24 protein-coding genes and 1 pseudogene are annotated in these 25358 nt (G+C 65.7%); 12 read left to right on the top strand and 13 right to left on the bottom strand.

The features are described from left to right. The first annotated feature begins 3 nt into the window (after positions 1-3). Positions 4-1845: a glycosyltransferase gene (locus EV674_RS01990; RefSeq protein ID WP_165887060.1), complete on the top strand. Its 1842-nt coding sequence runs from the start codon at positions 4-6 to the stop codon at positions 1843-1845. A 62-nt stretch (positions 1846-1907) separates the two neighbouring features. Here the strand turns inward: EV674_RS01990 and EV674_RS01985 are convergent, their stop codons facing one another. From EV674_RS01985 to rarD, 7 genes are all read right to left on the bottom strand, one after another. Beyond that, complete coding sequence (locus EV674_RS01985) at positions 1908-3290, bottom strand: TolC family outer membrane protein (protein ID WP_241524846.1); 1383 nt, start codon at positions 3288-3290, stop codon at positions 1908-1910. Between the two features lie 3 nt (positions 3291-3293). After that, on the bottom strand, positions 3294-4670 hold the full coding sequence (locus EV674_RS01980; protein WP_119011861.1) for an HlyD family type I secretion periplasmic adaptor subunit: 1377 nt from the start codon (positions 4668-4670) through the stop codon (positions 3294-3296). 52 nt (positions 4671-4722) lie between these two features. Next, the gene (locus EV674_RS01975) at positions 4723-6468 is read right to left on the bottom strand and encodes a type I secretion system permease/ATPase (RefSeq protein WP_119011860.1); all 1746 of its coding nucleotides are present in this window, start codon (positions 6466-6468) and stop codon (positions 4723-4725) included. Between the two features lie 21 nt (positions 6469-6489). Further along, positions 6490-8241: a type I secretion system permease/ATPase gene (locus EV674_RS01970; RefSeq protein WP_119011859.1), complete on the bottom strand. Its 1752-nt coding sequence runs from the start codon at positions 8239-8241 to the stop codon at positions 6490-6492. After that, positions 8238-8846, bottom strand: a complete 609-nt coding sequence (locus EV674_RS01965; protein ID WP_119011858.1) for a hypothetical protein — start codon at positions 8844-8846, stop codon at positions 8238-8240. The genes EV674_RS01970 and EV674_RS01965 overlap by 4 nt, the downstream gene beginning before the upstream one ends. Before the next feature lie 156 nt (positions 8847-9002). Then, positions 9003-9989 (bottom strand): diaminopimelate dehydrogenase, encoded by a 987-nt coding sequence (locus EV674_RS01960; protein WP_119011857.1) that lies wholly within the window; start codon positions 9987-9989, stop codon positions 9003-9005. 78 nt (positions 9990-10067) lie between these two features. Further along, complete coding sequence (rarD, locus tag EV674_RS01955) at positions 10068-10967, bottom strand: EamA family transporter RarD (protein ID WP_119011856.1); 900 nt, start codon at positions 10965-10967, stop codon at positions 10068-10070. A gap of 650 nt (positions 10968-11617) precedes the next feature. Between rarD and EV674_RS01950 the strand changes: the two genes are divergently transcribed. After that, a complete protein-coding gene (locus tag EV674_RS01950; RefSeq protein WP_119011855.1) occupies positions 11618-12043 on the top strand; it encodes a thermonuclease family protein in 426 nt (141 codons plus the stop codon). 19 nt (positions 12044-12062) lie between these two features. Then, positions 12063-12887 (top strand): pseudouridine synthase, encoded by an 825-nt coding sequence (locus tag EV674_RS01945; protein WP_119011854.1) that lies wholly within the window; start codon positions 12063-12065, stop codon positions 12885-12887. 37 nt (positions 12888-12924) lie between these two features. On the opposite strand, the gene EV674_RS01940 is transcribed toward EV674_RS01945, so the two are convergent. Both EV674_RS01940 and EV674_RS01935 read right to left on the bottom strand, forming a co-directional pair. Further along, a complete protein-coding gene (locus tag EV674_RS01940; RefSeq protein WP_119011853.1) occupies positions 12925-14127 on the bottom strand; it encodes a M20 aminoacylase family protein in 1203 nt (400 codons plus the stop codon). Positions 14128-14131: 4 nt separating this feature from the next. Continuing rightward, positions 14132-15130, bottom strand: coding sequence for a Bug family tripartite tricarboxylate transporter substrate binding protein (locus EV674_RS01935; RefSeq protein WP_119011852.1), 999 nt, complete (start codon positions 15128-15130; stop codon positions 14132-14134). A 108-nt stretch (positions 15131-15238) separates the two neighbouring features. On the opposite strand from EV674_RS01935, the gene EV674_RS01930 reads away from it, so the two are divergent. Then, the gene (locus EV674_RS01930; RefSeq protein ID WP_119011851.1) at positions 15239-16138 is read left to right on the top strand and encodes a LysR family transcriptional regulator; all 900 of its coding nucleotides are present in this window, start codon (positions 15239-15241) and stop codon (positions 16136-16138) included. 15 nt (positions 16139-16153) lie between these two features. Here EV674_RS01930 and EV674_RS01925 read toward each other — a convergent pair whose 3' ends face one another. Beyond that, on the bottom strand, positions 16154-17083 hold the full coding sequence (locus EV674_RS01925; protein WP_119011910.1) for a DHH family phosphoesterase: 930 nt from the start codon (positions 17081-17083) through the stop codon (positions 16154-16156). Between the two features lie 120 nt (positions 17084-17203). Here EV674_RS01925 and EV674_RS17325 point away from each other — a divergent pair, with 120 nt between their 5' ends. Beyond that, positions 17204-17347: a hypothetical protein gene (locus EV674_RS17325; RefSeq protein WP_165887059.1), complete on the top strand. Its 144-nt coding sequence runs from the start codon at positions 17204-17206 to the stop codon at positions 17345-17347. A 149-nt stretch (positions 17348-17496) separates the two neighbouring features. Here EV674_RS17325 and ylqF read toward each other — a convergent pair whose 3' ends face one another. Beyond that, positions 17497-18447, bottom strand: a complete 951-nt coding sequence (gene ylqF, locus EV674_RS01920) for a ribosome biogenesis GTPase YlqF (RefSeq protein ID WP_119011850.1) — start codon at positions 18445-18447, stop codon at positions 17497-17499. A 12-nt stretch (positions 18448-18459) separates the two neighbouring features. Further along, positions 18460-19410, bottom strand: a complete 951-nt coding sequence (locus EV674_RS01915; protein WP_206613224.1) for a prenyltransferase — start codon at positions 19408-19410, stop codon at positions 18460-18462. Positions 19411-19611: 201 nt separating this feature from the next. On the opposite strand from EV674_RS01915, the gene EV674_RS01910 reads away from it, so the two are divergent. After that, on the top strand, positions 19612-19860 hold the full coding sequence (locus EV674_RS01910) for a hypothetical protein (RefSeq protein WP_119011849.1): 249 nt from the start codon (positions 19612-19614) through the stop codon (positions 19858-19860). Next, positions 19857-20171: an oxidoreductase-like domain-containing protein gene (locus EV674_RS01905; RefSeq protein WP_119011848.1), complete on the top strand. Its 315-nt coding sequence runs from the start codon at positions 19857-19859 to the stop codon at positions 20169-20171. The genes EV674_RS01910 and EV674_RS01905 overlap by 4 nt, the downstream gene beginning before the upstream one ends. 58 nt (positions 20172-20229) lie before the next feature. On the opposite strand, the gene gshA is transcribed toward EV674_RS01905, so the two are convergent. Then, positions 20230-21756 carry a glutamate--cysteine ligase gene (gene gshA, locus EV674_RS01900; protein ID WP_119011847.1) on the bottom strand — a complete coding sequence of 509 codons (1527 nt, stop codon included), beginning with the start codon at positions 21754-21756 and terminating at the stop codon, positions 20230-20232. Positions 21757-21967: 211 nt separating this feature from the next. On the opposite strand from gshA, the gene EV674_RS01895 reads away from it, so the two are divergent. The 5 genes and pseudogenes from EV674_RS01895 to nusB form a co-directional block, all read left to right on the top strand. Next, complete coding sequence (locus EV674_RS01895) at positions 21968-22246, top strand: DUF427 domain-containing protein (protein WP_119011846.1); 279 nt, start codon at positions 21968-21970, stop codon at positions 22244-22246. Positions 22247-22632: 386 nt separating this feature from the next. Further along, positions 22633-22941 carry a 2Fe-2S iron-sulfur cluster-binding protein gene (locus EV674_RS01890; protein ID WP_119011845.1) on the top strand — a complete coding sequence of 103 codons (309 nt, stop codon included), beginning with the start codon at positions 22633-22635 and terminating at the stop codon, positions 22939-22941. A 137-nt stretch (positions 22942-23078) separates the two neighbouring features. Next, entirely contained in the window at positions 23079-24200 is a 1122-nt protein-coding gene (gene ribBA / locus EV674_RS01885) for a bifunctional 3,4-dihydroxy-2-butanone-4-phosphate synthase/GTP cyclohydrolase II (RefSeq protein ID WP_119011844.1), read from the top strand. Positions 24201-24204: 4 nt separating this feature from the next. Then, positions 24205-24669, top strand: coding sequence for a 6,7-dimethyl-8-ribityllumazine synthase (gene ribH, locus EV674_RS01880; protein ID WP_119011843.1), 465 nt, complete (start codon positions 24205-24207; stop codon positions 24667-24669). Then, positions 24666-25196 (top strand): annotated as a pseudogene (gene nusB, locus EV674_RS01875) (transcription antitermination factor NusB); the annotation flags it as partial. The gene ribH and the pseudogene nusB, both read left to right, overlap by 4 nt. Between the last annotated feature and the right edge of the window lie 162 nt (positions 25197-25358).

Raw genomic sequence — 25358 nt, 5'->3', positions numbered from 1 at the left:
ACTATGGGCACCACCGTATTGCACATAGGCAAGTTCTATCCGCCCCACCGAGGCGGCATGGAAGTTTTTCTGGCCGATCTGGTGACCGCCCAGCGCGCCCAGGGCCTGCACGCGTGCGCCTTGGTGCATGGCGACCCGCTGCCCGATGACCCCGATTGGCTGGTACGCGTGCCGGTGCAAGGCCATCTGGTCTATGCACCAATTGCCGTCGGATTTCGGGCCGCGCTGGCGCGTGCGATTCGCCAGTTCCGACCCGACGTATTGCACCTGCACATGCCCAATAACTCCGCCTTCTGGGCGCTCACGCTGTCCGAGGCCCGTGCCATTCCGTGGGTGGTGCATTGGCATTCGGACGTGGTGGTATCGCGCATCCGTGCCGCTGTGGCGCTGGCCTACCGCGCCTACCGCCCATTTGAACAGGCGGTGCTGGAGCGCGCTGAACGCATCATGGCCACCTCGCCGCCGTATTTGCAGGCCAGTGAGCCCTTGCAGCCCTGGCGCAGCAAATGTGCCGTGGTGCCGCTGGGCCTGGGCCATGTGGCCAGCGCCGCGCCTACCTCACCAGACACTGCGGCAACCACCCCATGCACCGGCCCTTGGCGCCCCGGCACCCTGCGCCTGCTATCGATCGGTCGGCTCACCTATTACAAAGGCTTCGAAACACTGGTCGAAGCCGTGGCCGATATGCCCGGCGTGGAGTTGCTGATCGTCGGCGATGGCGAACTACACGCCCCATTGCAGGCACTGATAGCGCACACCACGCCCACCGGACAGACGCCCGCCGTGCGCCTGCTCGGCAGCGTGAGCGATGCCGAAAAAAACGCATTGCTGCAAAGCTGTGATGTGTTCTGCCTGGCCTCGCGCGAGCGCACCGAAGCCTTTGGCGTGGTACTGCTCGAAGCCATGGCCCATGGCCGCCCTTGCATCGTCTCGCAACTGCCGGGCTCGGGCATGCCGTGGGTCATAGAACAATCGGGGGCTGGTCTGCACGCGGCGCCACAAGACCCGGCCAGCTGGAAAAATGCCATCGCTCACCTGCAACACCAGCCAGCCCTGCGCCAACAACTGGGCCAGGCCGGACAACGGGCACTGCAAGCGCACTTCACTATCGCTGCCTGCGAGCGCCAGGTAGCCGCGCAGTACGCACTGGCCGCCCCCGCCAGCTGCCCCCCCGACCCACGCAAAGATGTGCTCATCGTCATCCCTGCGCGCGACGAAGCCACCACCATTGGCGCCATGCTGGAGCGGCTCCAGACGGCCGGATGGACTGATGTGCTGGTAATTGACGACCAAAGCAGTGATGCCACCGGCGCCATTGCCCGCCAGGCGGGCGCCATTGTGCTGCGGCCCACTTTATCCATGGGCGCCTGGGGCGGCATGCAAACCGGCATACGCCACGCCCTAGCGCACGGCTACCAGGCCGTCATCACCATGGACGCCGACGGCCAGCACGAGGTGGAAGAAATCCCTACGCTGCTACAGGCGCGCCAAAGTGCGGATTTGGTGATCGGCGCCTTCCCAGAGCGCGCCAGCGCCCTGCGCCAACTGGCCTGGCGCTGGTTCCGTGAACTGGCAGGCTTTGACCTGCGCGACCTGACATCGGGTTTTCGGCTGTACAACCGCGCCGCCATGCGCGTGCTGGCCACGCGCGAAGCTACTTTGCTGGATTACCAGGATTTGGGCGCACTGATCATGGTGCGCCGCGCCGGGCTGCATATCACCGAGGTACCCGTCACTATGAACCTGCGCGTGGCAGGCCAGTCGCGCATCTTCAATTCATGGCTCAGCGTGGGTCGCTACATGGCAGCCACCACGCTGCTGTGCCTGGCGCGCTGGCGGCGCTGACGGCGGCGCTGACGGCGGGGCTGGACGCGCGCCGCAGGCGCCACACCAGGCCCAGGCCTTGGTCACTGCGCCAGCCAGGTGTTGACTTGGCGAATGCTCTCCAGCCTGTCCTCCCCCGCCAACGATTGCAGACGCATCTGCGACACCAGGTACACATACCGCGCCTGGGCCAGATCACGCAGGGCCATGGTTTTTTGCTGCTCGGCGTTAAGCACATCAATCGTGGTGCGCACCCCAGCCGCAAAAGAGCGGCGGTTGGATTGCACGGCCTGGTCTGCCGAGCGCACGGCCTGCTCCAGCGCCTGGATGCGCAGCACGCCCTCGGTCATGGCCCGGAACTCGCGGTGTACACGCACGCCCAAATCACGCCGTGCGGCCTCCAGCATCTCACTCGCCCGCTCTTGCCCGGCCACTGCCTGGCGCACTGTAGAACTGACATAGCCACCGCCATACAGCGGCACCGACAACTGCAAACCAATCGTTTTGTTGTCGTAGCGCGAGTTCACGCTGGTCACGCTGTCGCTGTTGGTGCGAGCCCATTGCGCTACGGCATCCAGGGTGGGCAGATGGCCTGAGTTCGCCTTGTCCACCTCCTGGCGTGCGGCCTCCAGCTGGGCGCGCAATGCGCGCAACTCGGGACTGCCCTGTTCGGCACGTTCCATCCAGGCATCCACCGAGGTGGGTACAGGCTGCGTGGCCTGGAAGCGCTGTACATCCAGGCGTGCCAGCGTGTCCATGCTCTGCCCGGTCAGCACCTCGATGCGATGGCGGGTGAAGTCCAGGTTCTGCCGTGCTTCCAGCTCCTGCGCCACCGTCATGTCCAGGCGCGCCTGGGCCTCATCGACATCGGTGCGGGTACCCGTACCGGCGGCAAAGCCTTTGCGCGCAGCGTCCAGTTGGGTGCTGTAGGTGGTTTTTTGTGCCAGCACCAGCTCCAGCTGGTCTTCGGCCAGCAGGGCATCGAAATAAGCCTCACCCACGCGCACGACCAAGCTTTGCTCGTCGCGTTCCAGCGTGGCATCAGCGTCTTCCACTTGTGCCTCGGCCTGGCGCACCGACGCACTCTGGTACGGGCGGTACAACGGCTGGCGCACAGACAAGGTCTGGTTGCCAGAGTAATACTCGTTTTTGCTGGTAGTGGGCTGACCGGCAAAGTTGCGACCCTTGCTGGTCAGGTCGTTGTGGTTGCGGCCCACGCTGAGCGACACGTTAGGCAGCAGCTGAGCGCGCGCCTGCGGCAGGCGCTCACGGCTGGCCTCGGCGCCCGAGCGCGCAGCGCGGATTTGCGCGTCGTTGGCATAGGCGGCTTCATAGGCCTGGCGCAAGTCCATGGCATGGGCGGTGGTGGACAGCAGTGCCGCGCACGCGCTGGCCACTGCGGTGCGCAGCACCCAGGCACTGCGGCACGGGGCCACAGCAGGAAAGTGGAAAAAACTTATCAACACCGCTCACTCCTCTTTCATGGAGGCAGACACGCGCTTGAGCAACGGGTGCAGCAAATACGTCAGCATGGAACGTTCGCCGGTCTTAAATACCACCTCCACCGGCATACCTGGCTGCAACTGGCGCTTGCCCAGTGTCTTCATGCCCTCGGGGGTTACCTGCACGCGTGCCAGGTAATAGGTCACGCCAGTCTGCGGTTCAGTGAGCAAATCAGCCGATACCGACACCACCTGCCCCTGCACCACCAACTGCGGCGAATGCGCAAACGAAGAAAAGCGCACATCCACCGGCAGCTGTGCATGCACCCTGTCGATCAGGTGCGGCGCCACATGGGCTTCGAGCAGCAAGGGCTCATCACCAGGGACGATGTCCATGAGCTTCTGCCCCGGTTGCACCACGCCACCCACGGTCTGCACTGCCAGACTCACCACCTGACCCGCTGCTGGCGCCTTGATCTCGGTACGCTCAAGGTCGTTGGTCACGGCCTTGAACTTTTGTTCCTCAGACAACACCTCGCGGCTGACATCGGCCAGCTGCGTCTCCACCTCACGGCGGAAGTCCTGCTGGCGCGACATGGCACGCTGGCGCAGCTCGCCAATGGCGCGCTGGGCACGCACGGTATTGCCCTGCAAATCGGCGATCGCAGAGCTGGAGTCAGCCACCATGCGCTCCATCTCCAGCTGGCGGTTGCGCGGTGCATAACCCTCTTTGACCAGCCCGCGCAAATTGCCCAGCTCCTCGTTGATCAAGGCCAGCTGGCTGCGCCGGTGGGTCAACATGCTGGCGTAGGCAGTCAGCAGCCCTTGCTGGCCCTGGATGTTTTCTTCAATCGATTGCAAATCCGAGCGCAGCAGGTTGCGCCGGGTCATGAACAATTGCTCCTGGTTGAGCATTTGCTGACGGATCAGCGGATCGGACGCAGCCGCCTCCAGATCGGCATGGAAGCGCACACTGGCACGGCCCAGTTGCTCGGCCTCCAGACGCGCTTGCATGGCGCGCAAGCCCAGGTAGCGCTGGCGCGAAGATTCGTGGTTGGCGCGCGCCACGGCTTCATCCAGGCGCACCAGCAGCTGGCCCTCTTTGACCACATCGCCCTCGCGCACCAGCACTTCCTTGACGATGCCGCCGCTCAGGTGCTGCACCGCCTTGCGCTTGGTGTCGATGGCCACGAGGCCCTGGCCTGGCACGCCCTCGTCCAGGGGCGCCAGCCCGGCCCACAGCAAAAATCCGCCAAACCCGATGGCCAGCGCCCACAGGCCCGCGCGGCCCACGCGCCGGGCATCTGTAGCCGGGGCAGGCGCTGCACCAGCGCCAGGCACGTCGGCAACCGCACCAGCAAGGCTTTTGCCGGCAGAAGAAGAACTCAAAAGTGGTGTACCCATGTCAGAACTCGACAAAGTTGGATGTCATAAAAGCAGAAAACCGGCGCAGCGATCAGACTGGCTGGGGCGCCACTGCAGTACCAGCGCCCGAGCCGCCTTGCGCTTGCGCAGCCTGTGCAGCGCGCAGTGCCGCCAGCACCTGGTCGCGCGGGCCATCGGCCTGCACCTGGCCATCGCGCAGAATGAGCAGGCGGTCGGCCACGGCCAGAATGCCGGGCCGGTGGGTAATCAGAAACACCGTGCGCCCCTGGGCCTTGAGCTCCTGCACGGCACGCACCAGGGCGGCTTCGCCCACGTCGTCCAGGTTGGCATTGGGCTCATCGAGCACGACCAGTACCGGGTCGCCATACACCGCCCGCGCCAGCCCGATGCGCTGGCGCTGCCCGCCTGAGAGCAGGCCGCCGGCTTCGCCAATCGGGGTGTCGTAGCCTTTGGGGAAACGCAAAATCATTTCGTGCAGCCCGGCGCTGCGCGCGGCGGCAATCACCTTGTCGGACACCACCTCGCCAAAACGGGCGATGTTCTCGGCAATCGTGCCCTCGAACAGCTCGATGTCTTGGGGCAAGTAGCCCAGGTGGGGGCCCAGCTCGGTGCGGTCCCAGCCGTTGATGGGCAGGCCGTCCAGCAGCACCTCGCCCGAGACATCCGGCCAGATGCCCACCATGCAGCGCGCCAGTGTGGACTTGCCCGAACCCGAAGGGCCAAGCACCACCGTGACGGTGCCCGCCTGCACTGCCGTGCTCACCCCCTTGAGGATGGGGGTTTTGCGGCCCGGCGCGGTGGCTACCACATCGCGCAACGTCAGTGCGCCTTGGGGAGCCACGCGCGAGAGGGCTGGATCGCGCTCGGGGTAGTCGCGCAGCAAGGCTTCGAGTCGCTCGAAAGCCGAACGGGCGCTGATAAACCCGCGCCAAGTACCCACCAACATGTCGATCGGCGAGAGCGCGCGCGTCATCAACACGTTGGCGGCAATCATGCCCCCGGGCGAGAGCTGACCGTCAATCACCAGCAAGGCCCCGGCACCCAGCGCCAGCGATTGCTGCGAGTAACGGATGAACTTGCTCAACGCTGTGATGCGCCCCGTGATGGCCTGCGCCGCCGACTGCAATTGCAGCGTCTGCTGGTGGCGCTGCGCCCAGTGCGGACGCAGGTTGCTCACCATGCCCATGGATTCGAGCGTTTCCGCGTTGCGCAGCTTGCTTTGCAGGTAGGAACCCGATTCGCTGCTGGCCTTGGATGCCGCTTCAGCGGGCGCTACGGTGCGGCTGTGGCCCAGCCAGGCCAGCGCCATTTGCACCAAGGCAAAACCAATCGCCAGCCACCCTAGCAAAGGGTGCAGAAAAAACAACACCGCCAGATACACCGGTGCCCAAGGCGCATCAAAAAAGGCAAATATGCCGTTGCCAGTGATGAACTGGCGAATCTGGATCAAATCGCCAAAGGCGCGCGCCGGGCCGGTGCCGGACTGGCTCAGGTACGACTCAAAGCTGGCATTGAACACCCGCGTGCCCAGCACCGCATCCAGCCGCACGCCCGTGCGCACCAGCACCCGCGAGCGCATCCACTCGGCAAAGGCCATCACGCCAAACAAAAACAAAGTGATCAGCGACACCGCCAGCAGCGTCAGCTCGCTGCGGCTGAGCATGACGCGGTCATAAACCTGCAACATGTACAACGTGGGCGAGAGCATCAGCACGTTGGCCACCATGCTGAACAAGCCCACCATCAGGAATTCGCGGCGAAAACTCCACAGCACCTGCGTCAGTTCGCTGCGGTCAAAGAAGGCAAATTTTTTCATGGTCTTGGTTTCTGGCGTGACTCAGGCGACACCGGCGATGCGCGTAGCCGCTGTGGGTGCAGCCTGGGGCCGTTGTTGCGGCTGGGCGGCCTGCTGCAGCGCAGCCAGCACCTCGTCGCGCGGTCCAAAAGCCTGCATTTGCCCATCGCGCAGCACCAGCATCTTGTCGGCCACGGCCAGCACGCTGGTGCGGTGCGTCATCACCACAAAGGTGGTGCCACGCGCCTTCAGGGTGGCGATGGTGCGGGCCAGGGCTGCGTCGCCCTCTTCGTCCAAGCTGGAGTTGGGCTCGTCGAGCACGACAAACACCGGGTTGCCGTAAATAGCCCGTGCCAAGCCGATGCGCTGGCGCTGGCCACCTGACAGGCGCGCGCCGCCATCGCCCACCGGGCTGTCGTAACCCTGGGGAAGGGTCAGAATGAATTCATGCAGGCCCACGGCGCGGGCTGCGGCCTCGACCTGGGTGTGATCCACCTGGCCAAAGCGGGCGATGTTCTCAGCCACCGAGCCCTCGAACAGCTCCACGCCCTGGGGCAGATAGCCCACGCAGGGGCCCAGCTCGGCTTTGTCCCAGGTGAACACATCCACGCCATCCAGACGCACCTTGCCCATGGCTGCAGGCCACAGCCCGGTCAGCAGACGCGCCAGCGTCGTCTTGCCCGAGGCCGAGGGCCCGACCACCGCCAGCACCTCACCCGGGGCCAGCGCAAACGCTACGCCTTTGAGGATGTTGCCAGCCTGTGTGCCGGGCGCACCGGCTACCAGTTGCTCGACCTGCACAGCGCCGCGCGGTGCGGGCAAAGCCATGTTCTCGGGGCGCGGGGGCACGGCGGTCAGCAGGTTATCGAGGCGCGTCCAAGCGTCGCGCACATTGACCACGGCCTGCCACTGGGCCACCACCTGCACCAGCGGCGCCAGCACGCGCCCACCCAGCACCGAAGCAATGATCATCATCCCGTCGCCGCCATTGAGGCTGTTGTGCAACAGCAACCAGCAGCCCAACCCCAGCAGCAGCGAGCTGAGGACGGTTTGCAACAATTTGGACACCGCCTGGTAGCCACCGGCAGCCTCAGAGGCCTTGGCCTGCAGGTTCAGGAACTCACGCTGCTTATCCATCCAGCGGGCATGAATATCGCGCAACATGCCCATGGACTCGATCACCTGTGCGTTGCGCAGCGAGCCATCGGCATACTGCTGGGCAGCGATGGCGCTGCGGTTGGCCTCCATCAGCGTGGGCTTGGTGCTGCGCTCGTTGAACCAGCCCACCACCGTCAGCACCACGGCAAACGCCAGCGACACCCAGCCCAGCACCGGACTGATCAAAAACAGCAGCACCATGAAGACCAGTGCCACTGGCGCCTCCATCATGGCCAGCAGCGCAGGCGAGGACAGAAAATCGCGCACCTGCCGAAAATCGTTCAGCGGCTGCTGGGTGCCACCGGAAATGCGGCGCAGGTTGGCCTCAAAAATCGCCTGAAAAATGCGCCCTGACAGGCGCGCATCCAGCGCCAGGCCCGCGGCGCGCATCAGCTCGCCACGCGCCCACTCCAACACCTCCATCAGCACATACACGCCCAGCACCAGCAAGGTGAGCATGACCAGCGTCAGGTGGTTGCGGCTGGTAACCACGCGGCTATATACCTCCAGCATGTAGCCCGAAGGGGCCAGCACCAGCAAGCTGGCCAGCACACTGAACCAGCCAGCGCGGACAAAATAAGGGCGCAAATCGGCCAGGGCCGCGCGCAGTTCAGACGGGGGTTTATTGGGGTTCATGCCACTTCTTCAACCATCACATACTCGGGAATTTCGCCACCGTCGGGCAAGGCAGGGCTGCTGGCCACGGCGGGCTCATCGGGATCGACCAAAAAGAACGACAGCACGTACACGCCATCAGGGCTGCGGGCCAGCACGATCTCGCGCAGTTTGCTGGCATGGAACGCCGCCTCGTCTTCGGGGCGCAACGCCAGCTGAAAGCGCATGCGCCCGTCCAACGTGAACATGGACAACTGCCCGCCCTTGAGGCTCAGGGTGTGCCGGTCAAAGTACACGGGGCAGCTGGGTGCAAAGCGCAGCCGCGGCAGCGGCTTGTCGCCCAGGCGCGTCAGGTGAAAGGGGCTGGCCGGGTGCTGAAACACCAGCCGGCAGGTGCGCGAGACGGAGTAAATCGCGTTGCACACCATCTGCGAGCCCATCTCGGGAAACTGCTCACGCAACTGCCGGTAGGCCAGGTGGTGCAGCGCCACCCGGTTCCAGATGCGCGTTTGCTGCACCAGCGGCGCCAGTGCGTTGCACACCTGCGCAAAGCCCTGCTGCAAAGCCTGCAGGCGCTGCACCTGTTCAGGCGAAGCATTGAGCGGAATGCGCAGTGTGGAATTCATATAGGAGGCGCAGTGTAACCGCCTCCTATATGAAATTCATATAGGAACCTGGATTTTTTTGCCAGCCATGGAAAGTGGCTGGTGATTTCTTCAAAAATGATAGCTACTAGCGCTTACCCAGCAAGCGCTAGAAACCTATTCGGCACTCAAAAGTGATCACAACGCATGCGCGCGCAAATGCTCGGGGCTGTGCGGCGACAGCAAGCCCGGCGCCACGTCCAGCACCGTTTTGGCGCCGTACTGCCCCTGCTGGTGCAGGCGGTACACCGCACGGGCATAGGCCACCAGCACGCTGGCGGTGAACTCGGGGTTGCTGTCCAGCGTGAGGCCGTACTCGATCACCTGGCCGTTTTCGGGCGTGGTGTTGCCGCTGCGAATGACAAAGCCGCCGTGTGGCATGGCGCTGTGGTCGCGGCGCAGTTCCTCGTGGGTGATGAAGTGAACCTGCGTGTCGTATTCATCAAAGTAGTGCGGCATGGTGACGATGGCGCGGCGCACGGTGCCGGGGTCTGCGCCGGTTTGCAGCACCACAAAGCATTCGCGCCGGTGCTTCTGGCGCGTGCTCAGCACCGGGCGGGTGCCGCTGCGCACCTGCTCCACCGCTTCGGGCACAGGGATGGTGTATTGCACGCCCGCCGCCACGCCCGAGATGCGGCGGATGGCGTCGGAATGCCCCTGGCTCAGGCCCTTGCCCCAGAAGGTGTAGGTGGCGCCATCGGGCAACAGCGCCTCGCCCATGACGCGCTGCACCGAGAACATGCCCGGGTCCCAGCCCGCAGAAATCAGCGCGGTTTTGCCGTGGGCACGGGCGGGCGCGTCCACGGCAGCAAAGTATTCAGGGATGCACGCGTGCGTGTCAAAGCTGTCCACCGTGTTGAACAGCGCTGCCAACGCGGGGCCTTGCTGGGGCAGGTCGGTCTTGGAGCCGCCGCACAGAATCAGCACGTCGATCTGGTCGGTGTGCCCGTGCAGGGCGCCCATGGCGTACACCGGGGTTCCCGCTTGCAGCGGTGTGATGCGCTCAGGCGCGCGGCGGGTGTAGAGGCCCACCAGCTGCATATCGGGGTTTTTGGCCAAGGCGGCCTCCACACCTCGGCCCAGGTTGCCGTGGCCAGCGATAGCGATTCGGATGGGTTGATCCATGTTTCTTCCTTTGGTGAGTGATTGAAAAAAACCAGTACATGGCCCCGCCCGGAACATGTTTGCGCACTCAGCGCCGTATCACGGTGCGGTCTTGGCCAGCGCCTGGGGTGTGTGCCACAGGCGCCACACGCCTTCGAGCACCAGCACGCCCACAGCGGCAAACACGAAGGCATATGTGGGCCACTGCCCCGGCGCCAGCGACTCGCCCAGCAGCAGCGCCACCAGCACCAGCAGCACCGGCTCGACATACGAGAGCAGGCCAAACAGCCCCATGGGCAGCCAGCGGCTGGCGGCCATGTACAGCGCCAGCGCCACCGCGCTGACCAGCCCCAGCGCGGGCAGCAACAGTGGCAGCGCGGGGGTGTCCGCCACCAGCGGCCAGCTCGTCGGCGCCCGCAGGGTAAACCACAGCGCCGCCGGGGCCAGCAGCAGCATGTCCAGCCAGTGGCCTGCCAGCCCTTCGGTGCGCAAAAAACGCCGTAGCATGAAATACGCCGGATAGCCCAGCGCCACCAACGCCGTCTCCCAGGAAACGCCGCCCACGCGCAGCAGTTCGTGCGCCACACCGGCACCGGCCAGGGCGCTGGCCAGCAGCTGGGCCCGGCCCAGCTGCTCGCGGTAAAACAGCCGCCCCACCAGCACCAGTGCCAGCGGCAGCAAAAAGTAGCCCAGCGACACCGGCAGCGCCCGCCCTTGCAGCGGCGCCCACATGAACAGCCACAGCTGCACACCCAGCAGCGCTGCACTCAGGCACAGGCCCAGTGCCAGCACCGGGCGCTGGCACACCCGAATGGCCAGCAGCCGCACCTGCGCGCCCTCACCCCACCACAGCAGCAGCGCCGTCGTAAAGGGCAGTGTCAGGAGCACGCGCCAGCCAAAAATCTGCTCTCCGTCGAGCGGCGCCAAAAACGGCGACAGGTAATAAATCGCGCCAAACAACAACGACGCCAGCACGGACGCCACAAGGCCCTTGATCACAGGAATACGGCTTTCAACAACAAGGCAGCAAAAAAGAGGAAGGGCGCAGCGCCGCAACGGGGCATTGTCGGCGATGCCCACCTGTGCGCAGCCCCCGGCCCCCAGCTTGTCCCCCGCAGCTGTGCGCCAAGCTGTGGACAACTACCCGGACAAGTGCGCCAAACCCGCACCAGCACTGGGTTTGCCAGCACCGCCCAAAAAACAGGCAAAGCGCCGCTGCCATGCCGCCACTGCGCCCCGTCCGGCCTTTGAATTGACTATTTTGATAGCTGCTCGCGCCCAGTGCGTAAGGCTTTGAGCCAGTTTTGACTAAAAATTGACCGCCCCCACCAGCCCCACCTACCCCACACCGGCCACAAGCCACCCGCATCCAGGCACCCCGGCAGGGCCCACAACCGCCGCCTATTTGTACCCAGACACTGTGGGCCAATCTGTGGATAACTTCGTGGACAAGCGCGCAAAGCCGCGCCAGCATTGGGTTTTGACGCAGCGCCTAAAAATAAGGCAATCGGCACACGCGCTGCCAAGTACGCGGGCAAACGCTATAGTTCGCCCCCCGCCCACGGCGCTGGGCGGTGGCCATACGGCACCGCCTGCGGCCCTGGCCCGTTTTGCTTGCTGTCTTTTTGTCTCCCGTGTCCCTTGCCGTCATGCTGTGCCTGGTCGTCGCCGTGAGCGATGGCGACACCCTTACCGCCCGCTGCAACCAGCGTGGCGCCTACGCCCAACCCGTCAAAGTGCGCATTGCCGCCATCGACGCCCCCGAAAGCCGACAAGCCTTTGGCAGCCGTGCGCGGCTCAACCTGCTCAAGCTGTGCGCCGGGCGCACGGCCACCATACAGCCGCACGAAACCGACAGATATGGCCGCACCGTGGCCAGCGTGCGCTGCGGCAACACCGACGTGGCCACGGCCCAGGTGCGTGCAGGCCTGGCCTGGGTGTACACGCCCTACGCCAAGCAGCACCCGCAACTGGTGCCCCTGCAACGCGAGGCCCGGGCCAGCAAAGTCGGGCTGTGGTCGCAAGCGCGCCCGCTGGCGCCGTGGGACTACCGCCGCCGCTACCAGCGCCGCTGATGCCACACGCCAGCGCACGATGAGCAACCTGCCACCACCGCCCCTGCCGCCCACCAGCCCGGCACCGCAGGCGCACGACCGTGCCGGTACCGATGCCAGCATCCCCGGCCCGCTGCACATCCTGTGGCGCGATGAACATCTGGTGGCGGTATACAAGCCCGCAGGCTGGCTGGTACACCGCACCGGGCTGGACGCGGGCGAAACCCGCTTCGTGCTGCAAACCCTGCGCGACCAGCTGGGCCAGCGCGTGTACCCGGTACACCGGCTCGACAAAGGCACCTGCGGCGTGCTCGTGATGGCGCTGCACAGCGATGCCGCCCGCGCCCTGGGCCTGGCCTTTGAGCAGCAGCGCACGCACAAACGCTACATCGCCCTGGTGCGCGGCTGGTTGCCGGAACACGCCGACGTCCACCACCCTCTGCGCCCCGACGATGCGCCCCCGGATGCGCCGGTGCAAGACGCCCACACCCGCTTTCGCTGCCTGGCGCGCCTGGAGTTGAACGCGTGCTTTGATGCGCGCCACCCCACCACGCGCGCCTCGCTGGTCGAAGCCGTGCCCACGACCGGGCGGCGCCACCAGATCCGGCGCCACCTCAAGCACCTGGCCCACCCCATTTTGGGCGACGCTACCCACGGCAAAGGCCCGCTCAACCGCTGGTGGGCAGAGCAACTGGGGCAGACACGGCTGTGGCTGCACGCGCAATCGCTGACCGTGCCCCACCCCGCCACCGGCGCACCGCTGGAGCTGGCCTGCGACTGGAACGCCCTGCAAGCCCACGTGCCTGATGCCGCCGATTGGCTGCGCCTGCAACAGCAATGGGCCTGGCACTACCTGGGCAGCTGACCCGCCGCACCGCTCTGCCCGGACGCCCCGGCACGATTCAGGCCGACAAAAACCGCTCGGTCAACCGCACCCAGTAGGCGCTGCCGATGGCGATGTTGCCGTCGTCAAAATCGTAGTTCGGGTTGTGCACCATGCAGGCGCCGTGGCCGCCGCTGGCCGCGTCGCCGTTGCCAATGAACAGATAGCTGCCCGGCACCTGCTCCAGCATGAAGGCAAAGTCCTCGCTGCCGGTCAGGGGGGCCGTTTGCAGCACCACCTGGTCGGCCCCCAGCAGCTCCAGCGCTACCTGGCGCGCAAACTCGGTCTCGGGCTGGGTGTTGACCAGCACCGGGTAGCCCCCCTGAAAATCCACCGTGGCCTGGCAGCCGTAGCTGTGCGCCTGCGCCTCGACCAGCTCGCGGATGCGGCGGTTGAGCAGCTGGCGCACCGCGCGGTCTAGCGAGCGCACGCTCAGTTTCAGCGTGGCCGTTTGCGGAATCACGTTGTTGGCCTCGCCCGCCTGGAAAGCGCCGACGGTGATCACCGCCATGTGCAGCGGCGGCACATTGCGCGCCACGATGGTCTGCAAGCCCATCACGATGGCCGCACCGGCCACCACCGGGTCGATGGCCACGTGCGGCATAGCGCCATGGCCGCCCTGGCCTTGCAGCGTGATGGTGATGTTCTCGCTGGAGGCCATGGTGGCGCCCTCGCGCAGCAGCAACTGGCCGCGCGGAAAACCCGGCATGTTGTGCATGGCAAAAATGGCGTCGCACGGAAACTGCTCAAACAGGCCGTCTTCCATCATCTTTTTGGCGCCGCCCAGGCCCTCCTCGGCAGGCTGAAAGATGAGGTTGAGCGTGCCATCAAACTGGCCGTGCTCGGCCAGGTGCTTGGCTGCGGCCAGCAGCATGGCGGTATGGCCGTCATGCCCGCAGGCGTGCATCAGGCCAGCGTGGCTGCTGGCGTGCGGCAGGCCGGTGGCCTCCTGGATGGGCAGCGCATCCATATCGGCGCGCAGGCCCAATCGCTTGCCGCCCTGGCCACACACCAGCTGGCCCACCACCCCCGTACCCCCCAGGCCGCGCGTGACGCGGTAGCCCCAGGAGGCCAGCCGCTGGGCCACCAGCTCACTGGTACGGAACTCCTGGTAGCCCAGTTCGGGGTGGCGATGGATGTCGCGGCGCAGCGCCGTGAACTCCGCCGACAAGGCGTGCAAGGCCGACAAGGTGCCGGGGCTGCGGGACAGGGAGCCTGGCATGGTGTTACTGCGCCTGCAAATCGATGGACTTGGCAATGGCACGGAACTGCGCCGTACCGTCGGCATAGGCCTTGCCCACCGCCGCCAGCGGCAGCGGCTTGGCCGTCAGCTGGCTGCTGGCCTCCAGGCCGGCGTGGACGGTCGGATCGCTCAGCGTGTCGGTGATGGCCTTGTGCAGCACCTGCACGATGGGCTCGGGCGTGTCTTTCTTGACGAAGTAACCCGTCCAGATATTGAAATCAAAGTCCTTGAGCTGCTTGCTCTCGGTGATCAGGGGGTATTGCTTGGTGCTTTCTTCGCGCGTCTTGTTGAGCATGGCCAGGATCTTGATCTTGCCGTCCTTGTACAAGCCTTCGTACATCTTGCCGTAGGGCCCCAGGAAGATATCGACCTGGCTGGCAATCAAATCCTGGCTGGCGGGCGCGGCGCCTTTGTAGGGCACATGCGTCATGGCAATGCCGGTGGTTTTGGACAAATGCTCGCCCAGCAGGTGGTAGAAGCTGCCAGGCCCCACCGAGGCGTAGGTGACGGGCTTGCCCTCTTTGGCCATCTTGCGCGCGTAGTCCAGAAACTCATCGACGCTGTTGGCCGGAATGTCTTTGCGCGCCAAAAACGCAATCTGCGCCGTGGCAATCATCTGCACCAGGCGGAAGTCTTCGCTCTTGAACTTGATGGACGAAATGGCCAGCGGCGCCAGGATCAGCTCGTTGGGCGAGCCCTGGAAAACCATGTGGCCATCAGCTGGTGCGTTGAGTACCTTCTGCGCGCCGATGGAGCCGTTGGCGCCGCCCAGGTTTTCTACCACCACGGGCTGGCCCAGCTGCTTGGAGAGCGCGTTGTTCACCGTGCGGGCAATCACGTCCGAGATGCCGCCCGCCGGGTACGGCACCATCAACGTGACGGGCTTGGCAGGAAAACTCTGCGCCATGGCACCAGCGGCCAGGCCCAGGCCAGCGAACCAGGCAGCACTGTGCTGGAGAAAGCGGCGTTTGCAAAAGGTCATGTTTGTCTCGTCGTTGTGGTGGGTTGGAAGCGCCATCGTAGGGCGGCGTTTTTTATGCGTCTAATGCATTATTTTTCTGATAAATATTCTTTGAGCGAATAGGTCAGCATGAATATCAAACACCTGGAGCATTTGCTGGCGCTGGCCGATACCGGCTCGTTCAGCCGGGCGGCAGAGCAGTGCTTTATCACGCAGTCGGCGCTGAGCCGCAGCATCCAGAACCTGGAAGAAGAATTGGGTGGCAAGTTGCTCGACCGCATCGGCAAACGCAACGAGCTGACGCCGCTGGGCTGCGAGGTGGTGGTGCGCGCACGGCGCATCGTGCTGGAGGCTTCGGAACTCCAGCGCAGCGCCGAGCTGCTGCAAGGCGGCGGCGGCCAGATTCGCGTGGGCCTGGGATCAGGCCCCGGCGCCTTGCTGACCACGCCGCTGCTGTGCCATGCCGCCGGGCAGCACCCCGACCTGCGCGTCTCGATCACGCGCGGCTCCACCGAGCTGCAACTGCTGCAATTGCGCGCACGCCAGCTGGACGCGCTGGTGATTGATGCCTACCGGGTGGCGCCGGCCCCCGACCTGCACATCACGTCGCTGGGCTACCAGCCAGCGGGGTTTGTCTGCCGCGCCGACCACCCACTGCTGCAACTGCCCTGCGTGGGCATTGCCGATGTGCTGCGCTACCCGGTGGCGTCCACCCCGCTGTCGGACGAGGTGGCACGCCTGCTGGTGGCGCAGTACGGCAGCGCTGCCGACCCGCAGCGCATGGTCACGCTGCAAGGCGAAGAAGTGGCCAGCCTGATCGCAGCGGTGGAGCGATCGCTGGCGGTGTACCTGGGCATCGTGGCCGCAGCCCGCGAAGGGCTACAGACCGGGCGGCTGGTGCAGCTGGACTTGCAGCCCGCCCAGCGCGCGCAGGCGCACTTTGCCTACATCACGCTGCAAGGCCGCACCGAAGCCCCGGCACTGACCTGGTTCCGGGGGTTTGTGGCGCAGGTGTTTGCCACCGCGTAAGCACCTGCTGCTGCGTCAGCCCGCTGCCGGTGGCTGGGCGTTGAACACGCCGCCCAGCAACTCGGGCAGGCGCTCGGTGCCCATCTTGAAGCCGCAAGCCTGCGCGTGGCCGCCACCGCCCATGCTTTCGGCCAGCGGAATGCAATTGAACTCGCTGCGCGAGCGCAAGCCCACTTTGACGCCTTTGGCGCCCGTGCTCCACATCAGCGCAAAAGTGCCCGACTGGCGCGCCAGCAGGTCACCCACCAGGCTGTGAAACACGCCGGGCACATTCACCATGAGGCCGGCCACGCCGTTGAAGACCAGCGGTTGGGCGTTTTCCGCCAAATCGGTACACAGCTTGCGGTATTTCTCGTCCATGGCGGTGCCGCGCGCCATGAAGGTGGCCAGCTGCTCGGGGCTGAAGGCGGCAATCTCCTGCCAACGGGCAAAGTCCTGCGGCTCCATGTCCAGGGCTGACAAAAAGCCTGCGCTCTCAGGGAACTCCCATTTCCAGATATCGCGGTCTTCGATGTAGGCAATCAGGGCGGGCAGCGGCTGCTCGGGGTGGAAAAACTCCCACGCCAGCCGCGCGCCCGACTTGCTCATGTCAAAGTGGACAACGCCGCAGCGGCAGGCAAAGCCGGTGAGTTTTTCAGCAGCGCTTTTGTGGTGGTCGAGCATGACCAGTTTGGCAGCGCGCTCCTCGATGCCGCGCAGGATGTCGGCAGAGAACGAAAAATCCAGGATATAGACGGCCCTGCCCTCGGTGTCGGGCAGGTCGGCCAGGGTTTGCACATCGCCGTGGTCCAGCCCGACCAGTTCGGCCTGGCCGCCGTAAAACAGCCAGGCTGCCAGCGCGGCGCCAAAGCCGTCGGGGCAGCGGCGGCCATGGTAAAGAATGAGCGGGCGGGGATCGTTTTTATCGGGGGCCACCAGCAGTTGCAAAGGAAGAATGGTTTTCATGGTGGCGCCCATTGTCGCCCTATGTCGGCGCAGCGTGCGCTTTGCGCATACCATCGCTGCCTCACCTACTCGCCCCTTGGGCGTGGATTGAAACATCCCGAAACCCGCACGGAGAAACACATGGCCAAAGGACAGATGCACAACAACAAGATGGCGAAAAAACCGAAGAAGGACACTTCGCCGCCCCGGGAAGGCAGTGGCTCTGACCGGCCCATGCCCCCCGTCACCTCCGTCATCCCGCGCGGAAAAGACAAGAACAAATAAGCCCGCGCTCTACCAGCTGCGCGCCCCCGGCAGCTGGTTTTTTGCTCTTTAATTGATAGCTTCCAGCGCTTGCCCTGCAAGCGCTGGAGTCGTTTTTGGCCTCAAAAAAGCAGAAGACAAAGGGGCGCAGCGGGCTGCGGTACGGCGGGTTACGGCGCTTCGGGCGCTTTGCGGCCCTTTTTCTTGCTCGCCCGGGCCTGTTTTTTGGCTTCGCGCTCGGCGTCTTGCAAGGCACCAGCGGCGCGCCAGGCTTCAAACTCGGCGGGCGTCTCCAGCGTGATGCGCCCCAGGATGGCGGCGCGAAAGTCGGTCATCACGATCTCGGCCGTTTTTTGCAGGTTGACGCGACCACCGCCCAGCATGGCGCCGCGTTTGCGGCCAATGGCTTCGAGCAGTTCGTCGTCGCGCAGCTGGGCCACGGCGCCTTCGGGCAGGCCCAGTTTGTAGCGCGCCTCCAGCAGCGGGGCGTAGTGCGTTTGCAGGCGTTGCAGCAGCTCCAGCGCCACCAGCTCTTCGTCGTAGGCGTTGCGGCCAATGGCGCCACTGGCGGCCAGGTTGAAGCCGCTCTCGGGTGCGGTGATGCGCGGCCAGAGCATGCCGGGCGTATCCCACAGATAAAAGTCATCGGTCAGCGTGATGCGCTGCTCCAGCTTGGTGATGCCAGCCTCGTCGCCGGTCTTGGCATGGCGCTTGTTGGTCAGCGTGTTGATGAGCGTGGACTTGCCCACGTTGGGCACGCCGCAAATGAGCACGCGCATGGGCTTGGCCATGCCGCCCCGGTTGGGCGCCAGGCGGTGGCAGCCGTCGATGAGCTTGCGCGCGGGCGCGGGCTCGGAGGCGTCCAGCGGCACGGCAGCGGTATCGCTTTGGGCGTTGTACCAGTCCAGCCACAGCGCGGTGCGCTCGGGGTCGGCCACGTCTTGTTTGTTCAGCACCTTGAGCGTGGGCTTGTGGCCCGTCAGCTCGGCCAGCAGCGGGTTGGCGCTGGAGCCGGGCAGGCGCGCGTCCAGCACCTCGATCACCACGTCGATGTCTTTGATGCGTTCGGCAATTGCCTTCTTGGTCAGGTGCATGTGACCGGGAAACCACTGGATAGCCATGTTCGTGTTCTTTCAAAAATTCCAAATTCCAAGCGACAGCGCCACGCCGTGCACCAGCACGGCGGCAATGCCCAGCACCAGGGCCGGGCGCAATCGCGCAGGCTGGGCACCATGGCGCAGCAGCAAAGTGCCCGCCACCAGCGCCAGCGGCGCCGCCAGCCACGCCCACAGGGCCGTGGGCGGCAGTACGCTGGCCCAGACCATCGCGCCCACCCAGCCATGCGCCAGCACGGCCAGCAGCAGGTACAGCACAGCCGCCCCACGCGGCCCCAGGCGCACGGCCAGGGTGCGTTTGCCCACCAGCGCATCCGAGGCCGCATCCGGAAAGGCATTGCCCACCAGCACATTGGCGCTCATCAGGCCAAAACTGACCGCTGCTGCCGCAGACACCCCGGCCCACTGGCCGCGCTGTACATAGTCGGCGCCGACGGCAATCAAGGCCCAGGAGCATGCCACTGCCAGCTCGCCCAGGCCACGCGCCATCAGGGCCAGCGGCGGTGCCGAATAGGCCCAGCCCAACACCAGACCCACGGCGCCTATCCACAGCAGCCCCGGGCCGCTGTGCCAAGCCAGCCACAGCCCGCCGGGCACCACCAGCACCAGCAGCGCCAGGGCCAGGCGGCGCATGTCCTGCACCTGCACGACGCCGTTCTGCACCAGGCGCGATCCGCCGGTGAAGGGATACAGCCCCTGCACGTTGGCCGCGTCGGCGCCATTGAGGGCGTCGGCGTGGTCGTTGAGCAGGTTGGCCGCTGCATGGGCCAGCAGCGCCAGCACCAGCGTGGCCAGCGCGGCGGGCAGCGACAGTGCCACGCCCGAGCCGTGCGCACTGGCCAGCCCCACCAGACAGCCCACCGCCGTCATCACCAGAAACCCCGGGCGCGTCATGCGCAGGCACAGCGCGGCGCCACGCGCCCAGCGGCCCCAGGTGGCAGTAAAAGGCAGGTGTTTCGAACGGCGCATGGAAGCAGCAGGCGGTAAAGAGGGGGCTGATTGTCCTGCACCGCAGGCCACACCCCCAAACCACACCCCGGCACCAGAGGCCGCACAGCCCCTGCACCCCACATGGAACGCAGCCCGCGCCGATAATCGCGCGCCGGGCGCACTGCGCCCCACGCCGCCATTGCCCCACTGCACCCCTGCGCTCACCCGCCGCTGACTGCCATGAACTCACCCGACCGCACCCCCACCGCGCGCCAGCGCAAAGCCGACCAGGAGTTGTTGTTCAAGGGCGTGACCTGCGCGCTGATCGGGCTGATCGTGCTGCTGGCGCCGTACTTTGCCCGCTCGGGCAGCGTGCGCGAAATGATGCACCAGGCCGCCGTGGTGGGCTGGTTTGCGCTGGTGCTGGGCGTGGCTTTTCTGGTGCAGTACGGCCTGCGCCAGCGCGCTGCCCAGCGCCGCCAGCCATGAGCGGCACCGCACCGCCCGCAGCGCCCGTGCCCGAGGCCGCCCCCACCGCACCCGCACTTTCGCCCGTGCCCGGCACCGCTCCCGTGGCGACTCCCGCCCTGCCCGCCCCCGCCAACGATCTGCCCAGCGCCCGGCGTCTGTTCCAGCAACTGCAGCAACAGGCCGATGCTGCGGGTGTGGCACTGCGCGCACCACCACCCGAGCCCACCAGCTGCTGCGGACGCGGCTGCAACGGCTGCGTCTGGGAGGGGTTTTACGCGGCCACAGAATACTGGCGCCAGGAAGCGCTGCTACAACTTAGTGAGCTGTAAGCGCCCGCTGTACAAGCTTTAGAGGCCAATTCGATCTAAAAATGGGCCCCAGAAAAAATCAGCCCAGCTCCTCCACCGCCACATAGCGCTGGCGCCAGTCCTCGAAGGCCAGGGTGTCGGCGGCCTCGATGGCTTTTTGCGCGGCGATGGATTCGCGCGCCAGGGCCTCGAAGTGCTGTTGCTGTGCGGCGGGCCAGGGTTGCTGCAGCAGGGCGTCGCGGGCGCGCACCGACTGCTGCAAAGCAAACGCGTTGAAGCTGTTGCCCTGCGCCGCCATCTCTTGCAACACCCGCGCCGAGGGCGTGCTCTCGGGCTGTGCCAGCCGCGCCTGCGCCGCCTGCAAGGCCACGCTGTAGGCGTCGGTGGCGTGGGCCGCGTCCAGCGCGGCGGCCAGCGGCGCGCACTCGGCCAGGATGTCGGCGCCCCAAGTGGCCAGCGCCACCGGCTGGCCCTGGCGCTGCAAGGTCAGGCCCGGCTCGCGGCCGCGCTCTGCCGTCAGGTGCTGGTTGTGCTTGATTTGGGCAATCTCGGCGGGCGTGTCGGGCGGGCTGTCCGAGAGCAGGCAGTGCAGCAAAAACACGTCCAGAAAGCGCATGGTCTGGGCGGCAATGCCCACCGACTCGAAGGGATCGAGGTCCATCAGGCGCACTTCCACGTATTCCACACCGCGCTCGCGCAGGGCATGCAGCGGGCGCTCGCCGGTGCGCACGGTGCGCTTGGGGCGGATGGTGCCGTAGAACTCGTTCTCGATCTGCAGCAGGCTGGTGGCCAGCTGGTTGTAGTCGCCGCCGGGGTTGCGCACGCCCACGGCCTCGTAGGCGGGGTACGGCTGGGTCAAGGCTTCGTGCAGGGAGTTGGCGTAGCCCTCCAGGCCGTTGTAGCTCACGGCCAGACTGGCCTGGGCGTCGCTCTGGTAGCCCAGGCGGCCCATGCGCAGCGACGTGGCGTGCGGCAGGTAGAGCGAAGCGCCGCTGTCGCCCAGCGGCTGCAAGGCGTGGTCGCGCCCCTGCACAAAGCACGGGCACAGCGCAGGCGAAGCGCCAAACAGGTACAGCAGCACAAAGGCGTGGCGGCGGAAATTGCGGATCAGCGCAAAGTATTGGTCGCTGGTCACGCCCGGCAACGACCAGTTGTAGTGCAGGCCCGAGATGGTCTGCATGCGCCGCCCGTAGCGGTGGCCCAGGCCCATGCGGTACACGCTCTTGGCGCGGCCCACGTTGGAGCTGCCGTAGCGCGCCAGCGGGATGGTCTCGTCGGTGGGCAAGCCGCAGGGCATGCTCGACACCCACAGCATCTCGCCGCCCTGCGCCTGCAGCGTGTGGTACACAAACTGGTGAATGGCCGTCAGCTCATCGAGGCACTCTTGTACGCCCAGGCGCGCGCCGGTGATGAGCTCGATTTGCGACTCGCTGTAGTCGGTGGTGATGTGCGGGTGCGTCAGCGCTGCGCCCAGCGCCAGCGGGTGGGGCGTCAAGGCCAGGCTGCCGCTGGGCAGCACGCGCAGGCCTTCTTTTTCAATGCCACGGCGCATGCCCGTGAGCTGCTCCAGGGTGGGCGCGATCATTTTTTTCTGCAAGGCTGTCATGTGTCATTGCCTATCTTTTGTTTCGGGCCGAAACTTAACACGGCCAGACCACGGCTTGCTGACGGCCCTGGCCAAACCCGGCGCGTACCATCGCCCTTGCCTCGCGGCCTGGGCGCCCAGCGCCGGATGCAGTATGTTTTTGATAGCTGCTCGCGCGCACTGGGCGGGCGCTGGAGCCATTTTTAACCTTTAACCCTGACGAGGAGAACCCATGAAAGCCATCTGGAACGGCGTGGTGGTCGCCGAGAGCGACGACACCATACTGGTCGAAGGAAACCACTACTTTCCCGAGAGCGCACTGCACCGCGAATACTTCACCTTCAGCAACCACAAAACCACCTGCCCCTGGAAGGGCCAGGCCACGTATTTGTCGCTGCTGGTGAACGGCGAACTCAACCCCGAAGCGGCCTGGACGTATGCCGACCCGCGCCCCGAGGCCGAACATGTGCGCGGCCATGTGGCCTTCTGGAAGGGCGTGTCGGTGGCCTGAAACCGGGGCAGGCGCCAGCGCGCGGTTATCCCTGCGCGCACTGGACAATCCTGTGGACAAGTTTTGACAAGCCTTGTATGAGCTACGCAAGTGCTTGATTTTTAATGAAATTCAACGATATGCCTATTTTTTAGGCAACTTCGCACACCCACCGGACTAGGGTTATCCCTTGTTCCGTTGGACAATCGTGTGGATAACTCTGAAAAAGTCTTGCATTAGCGCGCTAAGTCATTGATTGATAAGGCCCTAAAACGCATTGCCTATTTTTCAGGCACACCCGCATGACGGGGGGTGGGCATAGCACAAGCCACAGAACGCTATCAATTAAATAGCTGCTAGCGCCCGCCACGCAAGGCCACAGTCCACTTTTAACTATTTATTTCACCATGACCACTGCCTCCGCTGCACCGCATGCCGTCCCGTTTTTTATTGCCCGCACCCACCCCGATGGCCAGCAGTGCGACGCCTGGCCCGAGCAGCCGCTGCTGGTGTCGCTGGAGCAAGGCGGCATTGACTGGCCCAGCTCCTGCCGCAACGGCACCTGCCGCACCTGCATAGGCCAGCTGGCCAGCGGCCAGGTGCGCTACAGCGTGGACTGGCCGGGCCTGTCGGCAGAAGAGATCGCCAGCGGCTGTGTGCTGCCTTGCGTGGCGCACCCGGCCTCGGACGTGGTGCTGGAAATGCCCGGTATATAGACCGCCCTGCGCGCACGGCCCACGCCACGGCGCTAAAATCCAGCCTTTTTGGGCCCGCGTGCCAACCACGCACCGGCCCACCGTGCGGCGGTGCTGCAACGCGGCCCACCCCCTGCGGCCCACCGAAGAAAGCCCCCATGACAACCCCCCTGACCCCCGCACCCATCTCGCCGGTGCAAGAGATCGTGGCCGAAATGCGCGCCGGGCGCATGGTCATCCTCGTCGATGAGGAAGACCGCGAAAACGAAGGCGACCTGGTGCTGGCCGCTGACCACGTCACGCCCGAGGCCATCAACTTCATGGCCCGCTTTGGCCGTGGCCTGATCTGCCTGACGCTGACACGCGAGCGCTGCGAATTCTTGAAACTGCCGCCCATGGCGGCGCGCAACGGCACCGTCTACAGCACCGCGTTCACGGTGTCCATCGAGGCCGCTGAGGGCGTGACCACCGGCATCAGCGCAGCCGACCGCGCCCGCACCGTGCAGGTGGCCGTGGCCCAGAGCAGCCAGCCCACCGACCTGGTGCAGCCAGGCCACATCTTCCCGCTGCAAGCGGTGGATGGCGGCGTGCTCATGCGCGCAGGCCACACCGAAGCGGGTTGCGACCTGTCGGCCCTGGCCGGCTGCAGCCCCGCTGCCGTGATCTGCGAGATCATGAAAGACGACGGCACCATGGCGCGCCTGCCCGATCTGCAAGTTTTTGCCGCCGAACACGGCCTGAAGATTGGCACCATCGCCGACCTGATCGAGTACCGCAGCCGCACCGAATCGCTGGTCGAAAAGGTGGGCCAGCGCACGCTGCAAACGGCCTACGGCGAGTTCACCGCCCACGCTTTCCGCGACCAGCCCAGCCAGGCCGTGCACCTGGCGCTGGTCAAGGGTGCCTGGGCGCCCGAAGACGTGGTGCCCGTGCGCGTACACGAGCCCCTGTCGGTACTCGACGCGCTGGAAGTCAACCGCTCCATGCACTCATGGGGGCTGGACAGCAGCCTGCAATACATCGCCAGCCAGGGCAAAGGCGTGGCCGTGCTGCTCAACTGCGGTGAAAGCGCCGCACAACTGCTGGAGCAGTTCGAGGGCAAGGCCCGCTCGGCACAGGCCCCCGAGCGCGGCCGCATGGACTTGCGCACCTACGGCGTGGGCGCACAAATCCTGCGCGAATGCGGCGTCCAGCGCATGCAGCTCATGGGCCAGCCCCGGCGCATGCCCAGCATGATGGGCTACGGCCTCGAAATCACCGGCTACATCCCCAAGGAGTAAACCCATGTTGAACGCAGACAAAGGCACCGCCAACGGCCTCGATGGCAGCAAGCTGCACATCGGCATCGTGCAGGCACGCTTCAACGAAGGCATTACCAACGCGCTGGCCGAGGCCTGCCGCAATGCCCTGCAAGACCTGGGCGTAGCGCCAGAGCACATCACCCATGTGTTCGTGCCTGGCGCCCTGGAAGTACCGCTGGCCCTGCAAGCCCTGGCCGAGCGCGACGAGTTTGACGCGCTGATTGCGCTGGGCTGCATCATCCGCGGCGAAACCTACCACTTCGAGCTGGTGGCCAACGAATCGGGTGCGGGCGTCACGCGCGTTGCGCTGGACTACCAGCTGCCCATTGCCAACGCCATCCTGACCACCGAAAACCTCGACCAGGCCGTGGCCCGCCAAACCGAAAAAGGGCGCGACGCCGCCTACGTGGCCGTCGAAATGGCCAACCTCCTGGGAACCCTGTCATGAGCGAGCACAACCCCGCCGCCCCCGCGCAAGCGCCCCGGCAATCGCGCACCGGCCTGACCAGCACGGGCGCACGCAAGGCCGCCGCCAAGTCGGGCCGTACGCGCGCCCGTGAATTTGTCCTGCAAGCGCTTTACCAGCACCTGGTGGGTGGCAACAGCGCCGAGTCCATCGACGCCTTCACGCGCGACCTGTCGGGCTTTCACAAGGCCGACGCAGCGCACTACAACGCCGTGCTGCACGGCTGCATCAGCACCGCTGCCGACCTGGACGCGCTGATCACCCCGCTGCTAGACCGCAAGATGGCCGAGATCTCGCCCATCGAACACGCTGCCATGTGGATTGGCACGTTTGAATTGCAGCACTGCCACGACGTGCCCTGGCGCGTGGTGCTGAACGAGTGCATCGAGCTGGCCAAGGAGTTTGGCGGTACCGACGGCCACAAATACGTCAACGGCGTGCTCGGCGGCCTGGCACCGCGCCTGCGCAGCGCCGAAGTGGCCCGCGACGCCGCAGCCCCTGCACGCGGCGCTGCACCGGCCCGTGACAACGCCAGCGCGCACACCAGCGACACCCCGGTGGACAACGCAGCCGCCAGTGCACCTGCCGACGCACCTGTCGACGCACCTATCGGTGATGCTGCCAGCGCTGTCGCAGCGCCCAGCGCGCCTGCGGCCTGACGCGCCCAGCAC

Origin of the sequence: Simplicispira metamorpha, assembly GCF_004341365.1 — a bacterium.
GTDB lineage: Bacteria > Pseudomonadota > Gammaproteobacteria > Burkholderiales > Burkholderiaceae_C > Simplicispira > Simplicispira metamorpha.
Note: the sequence above shows the minus strand (reverse complement) of the source record. Positions and strands in the feature narration are given on the sequence as shown.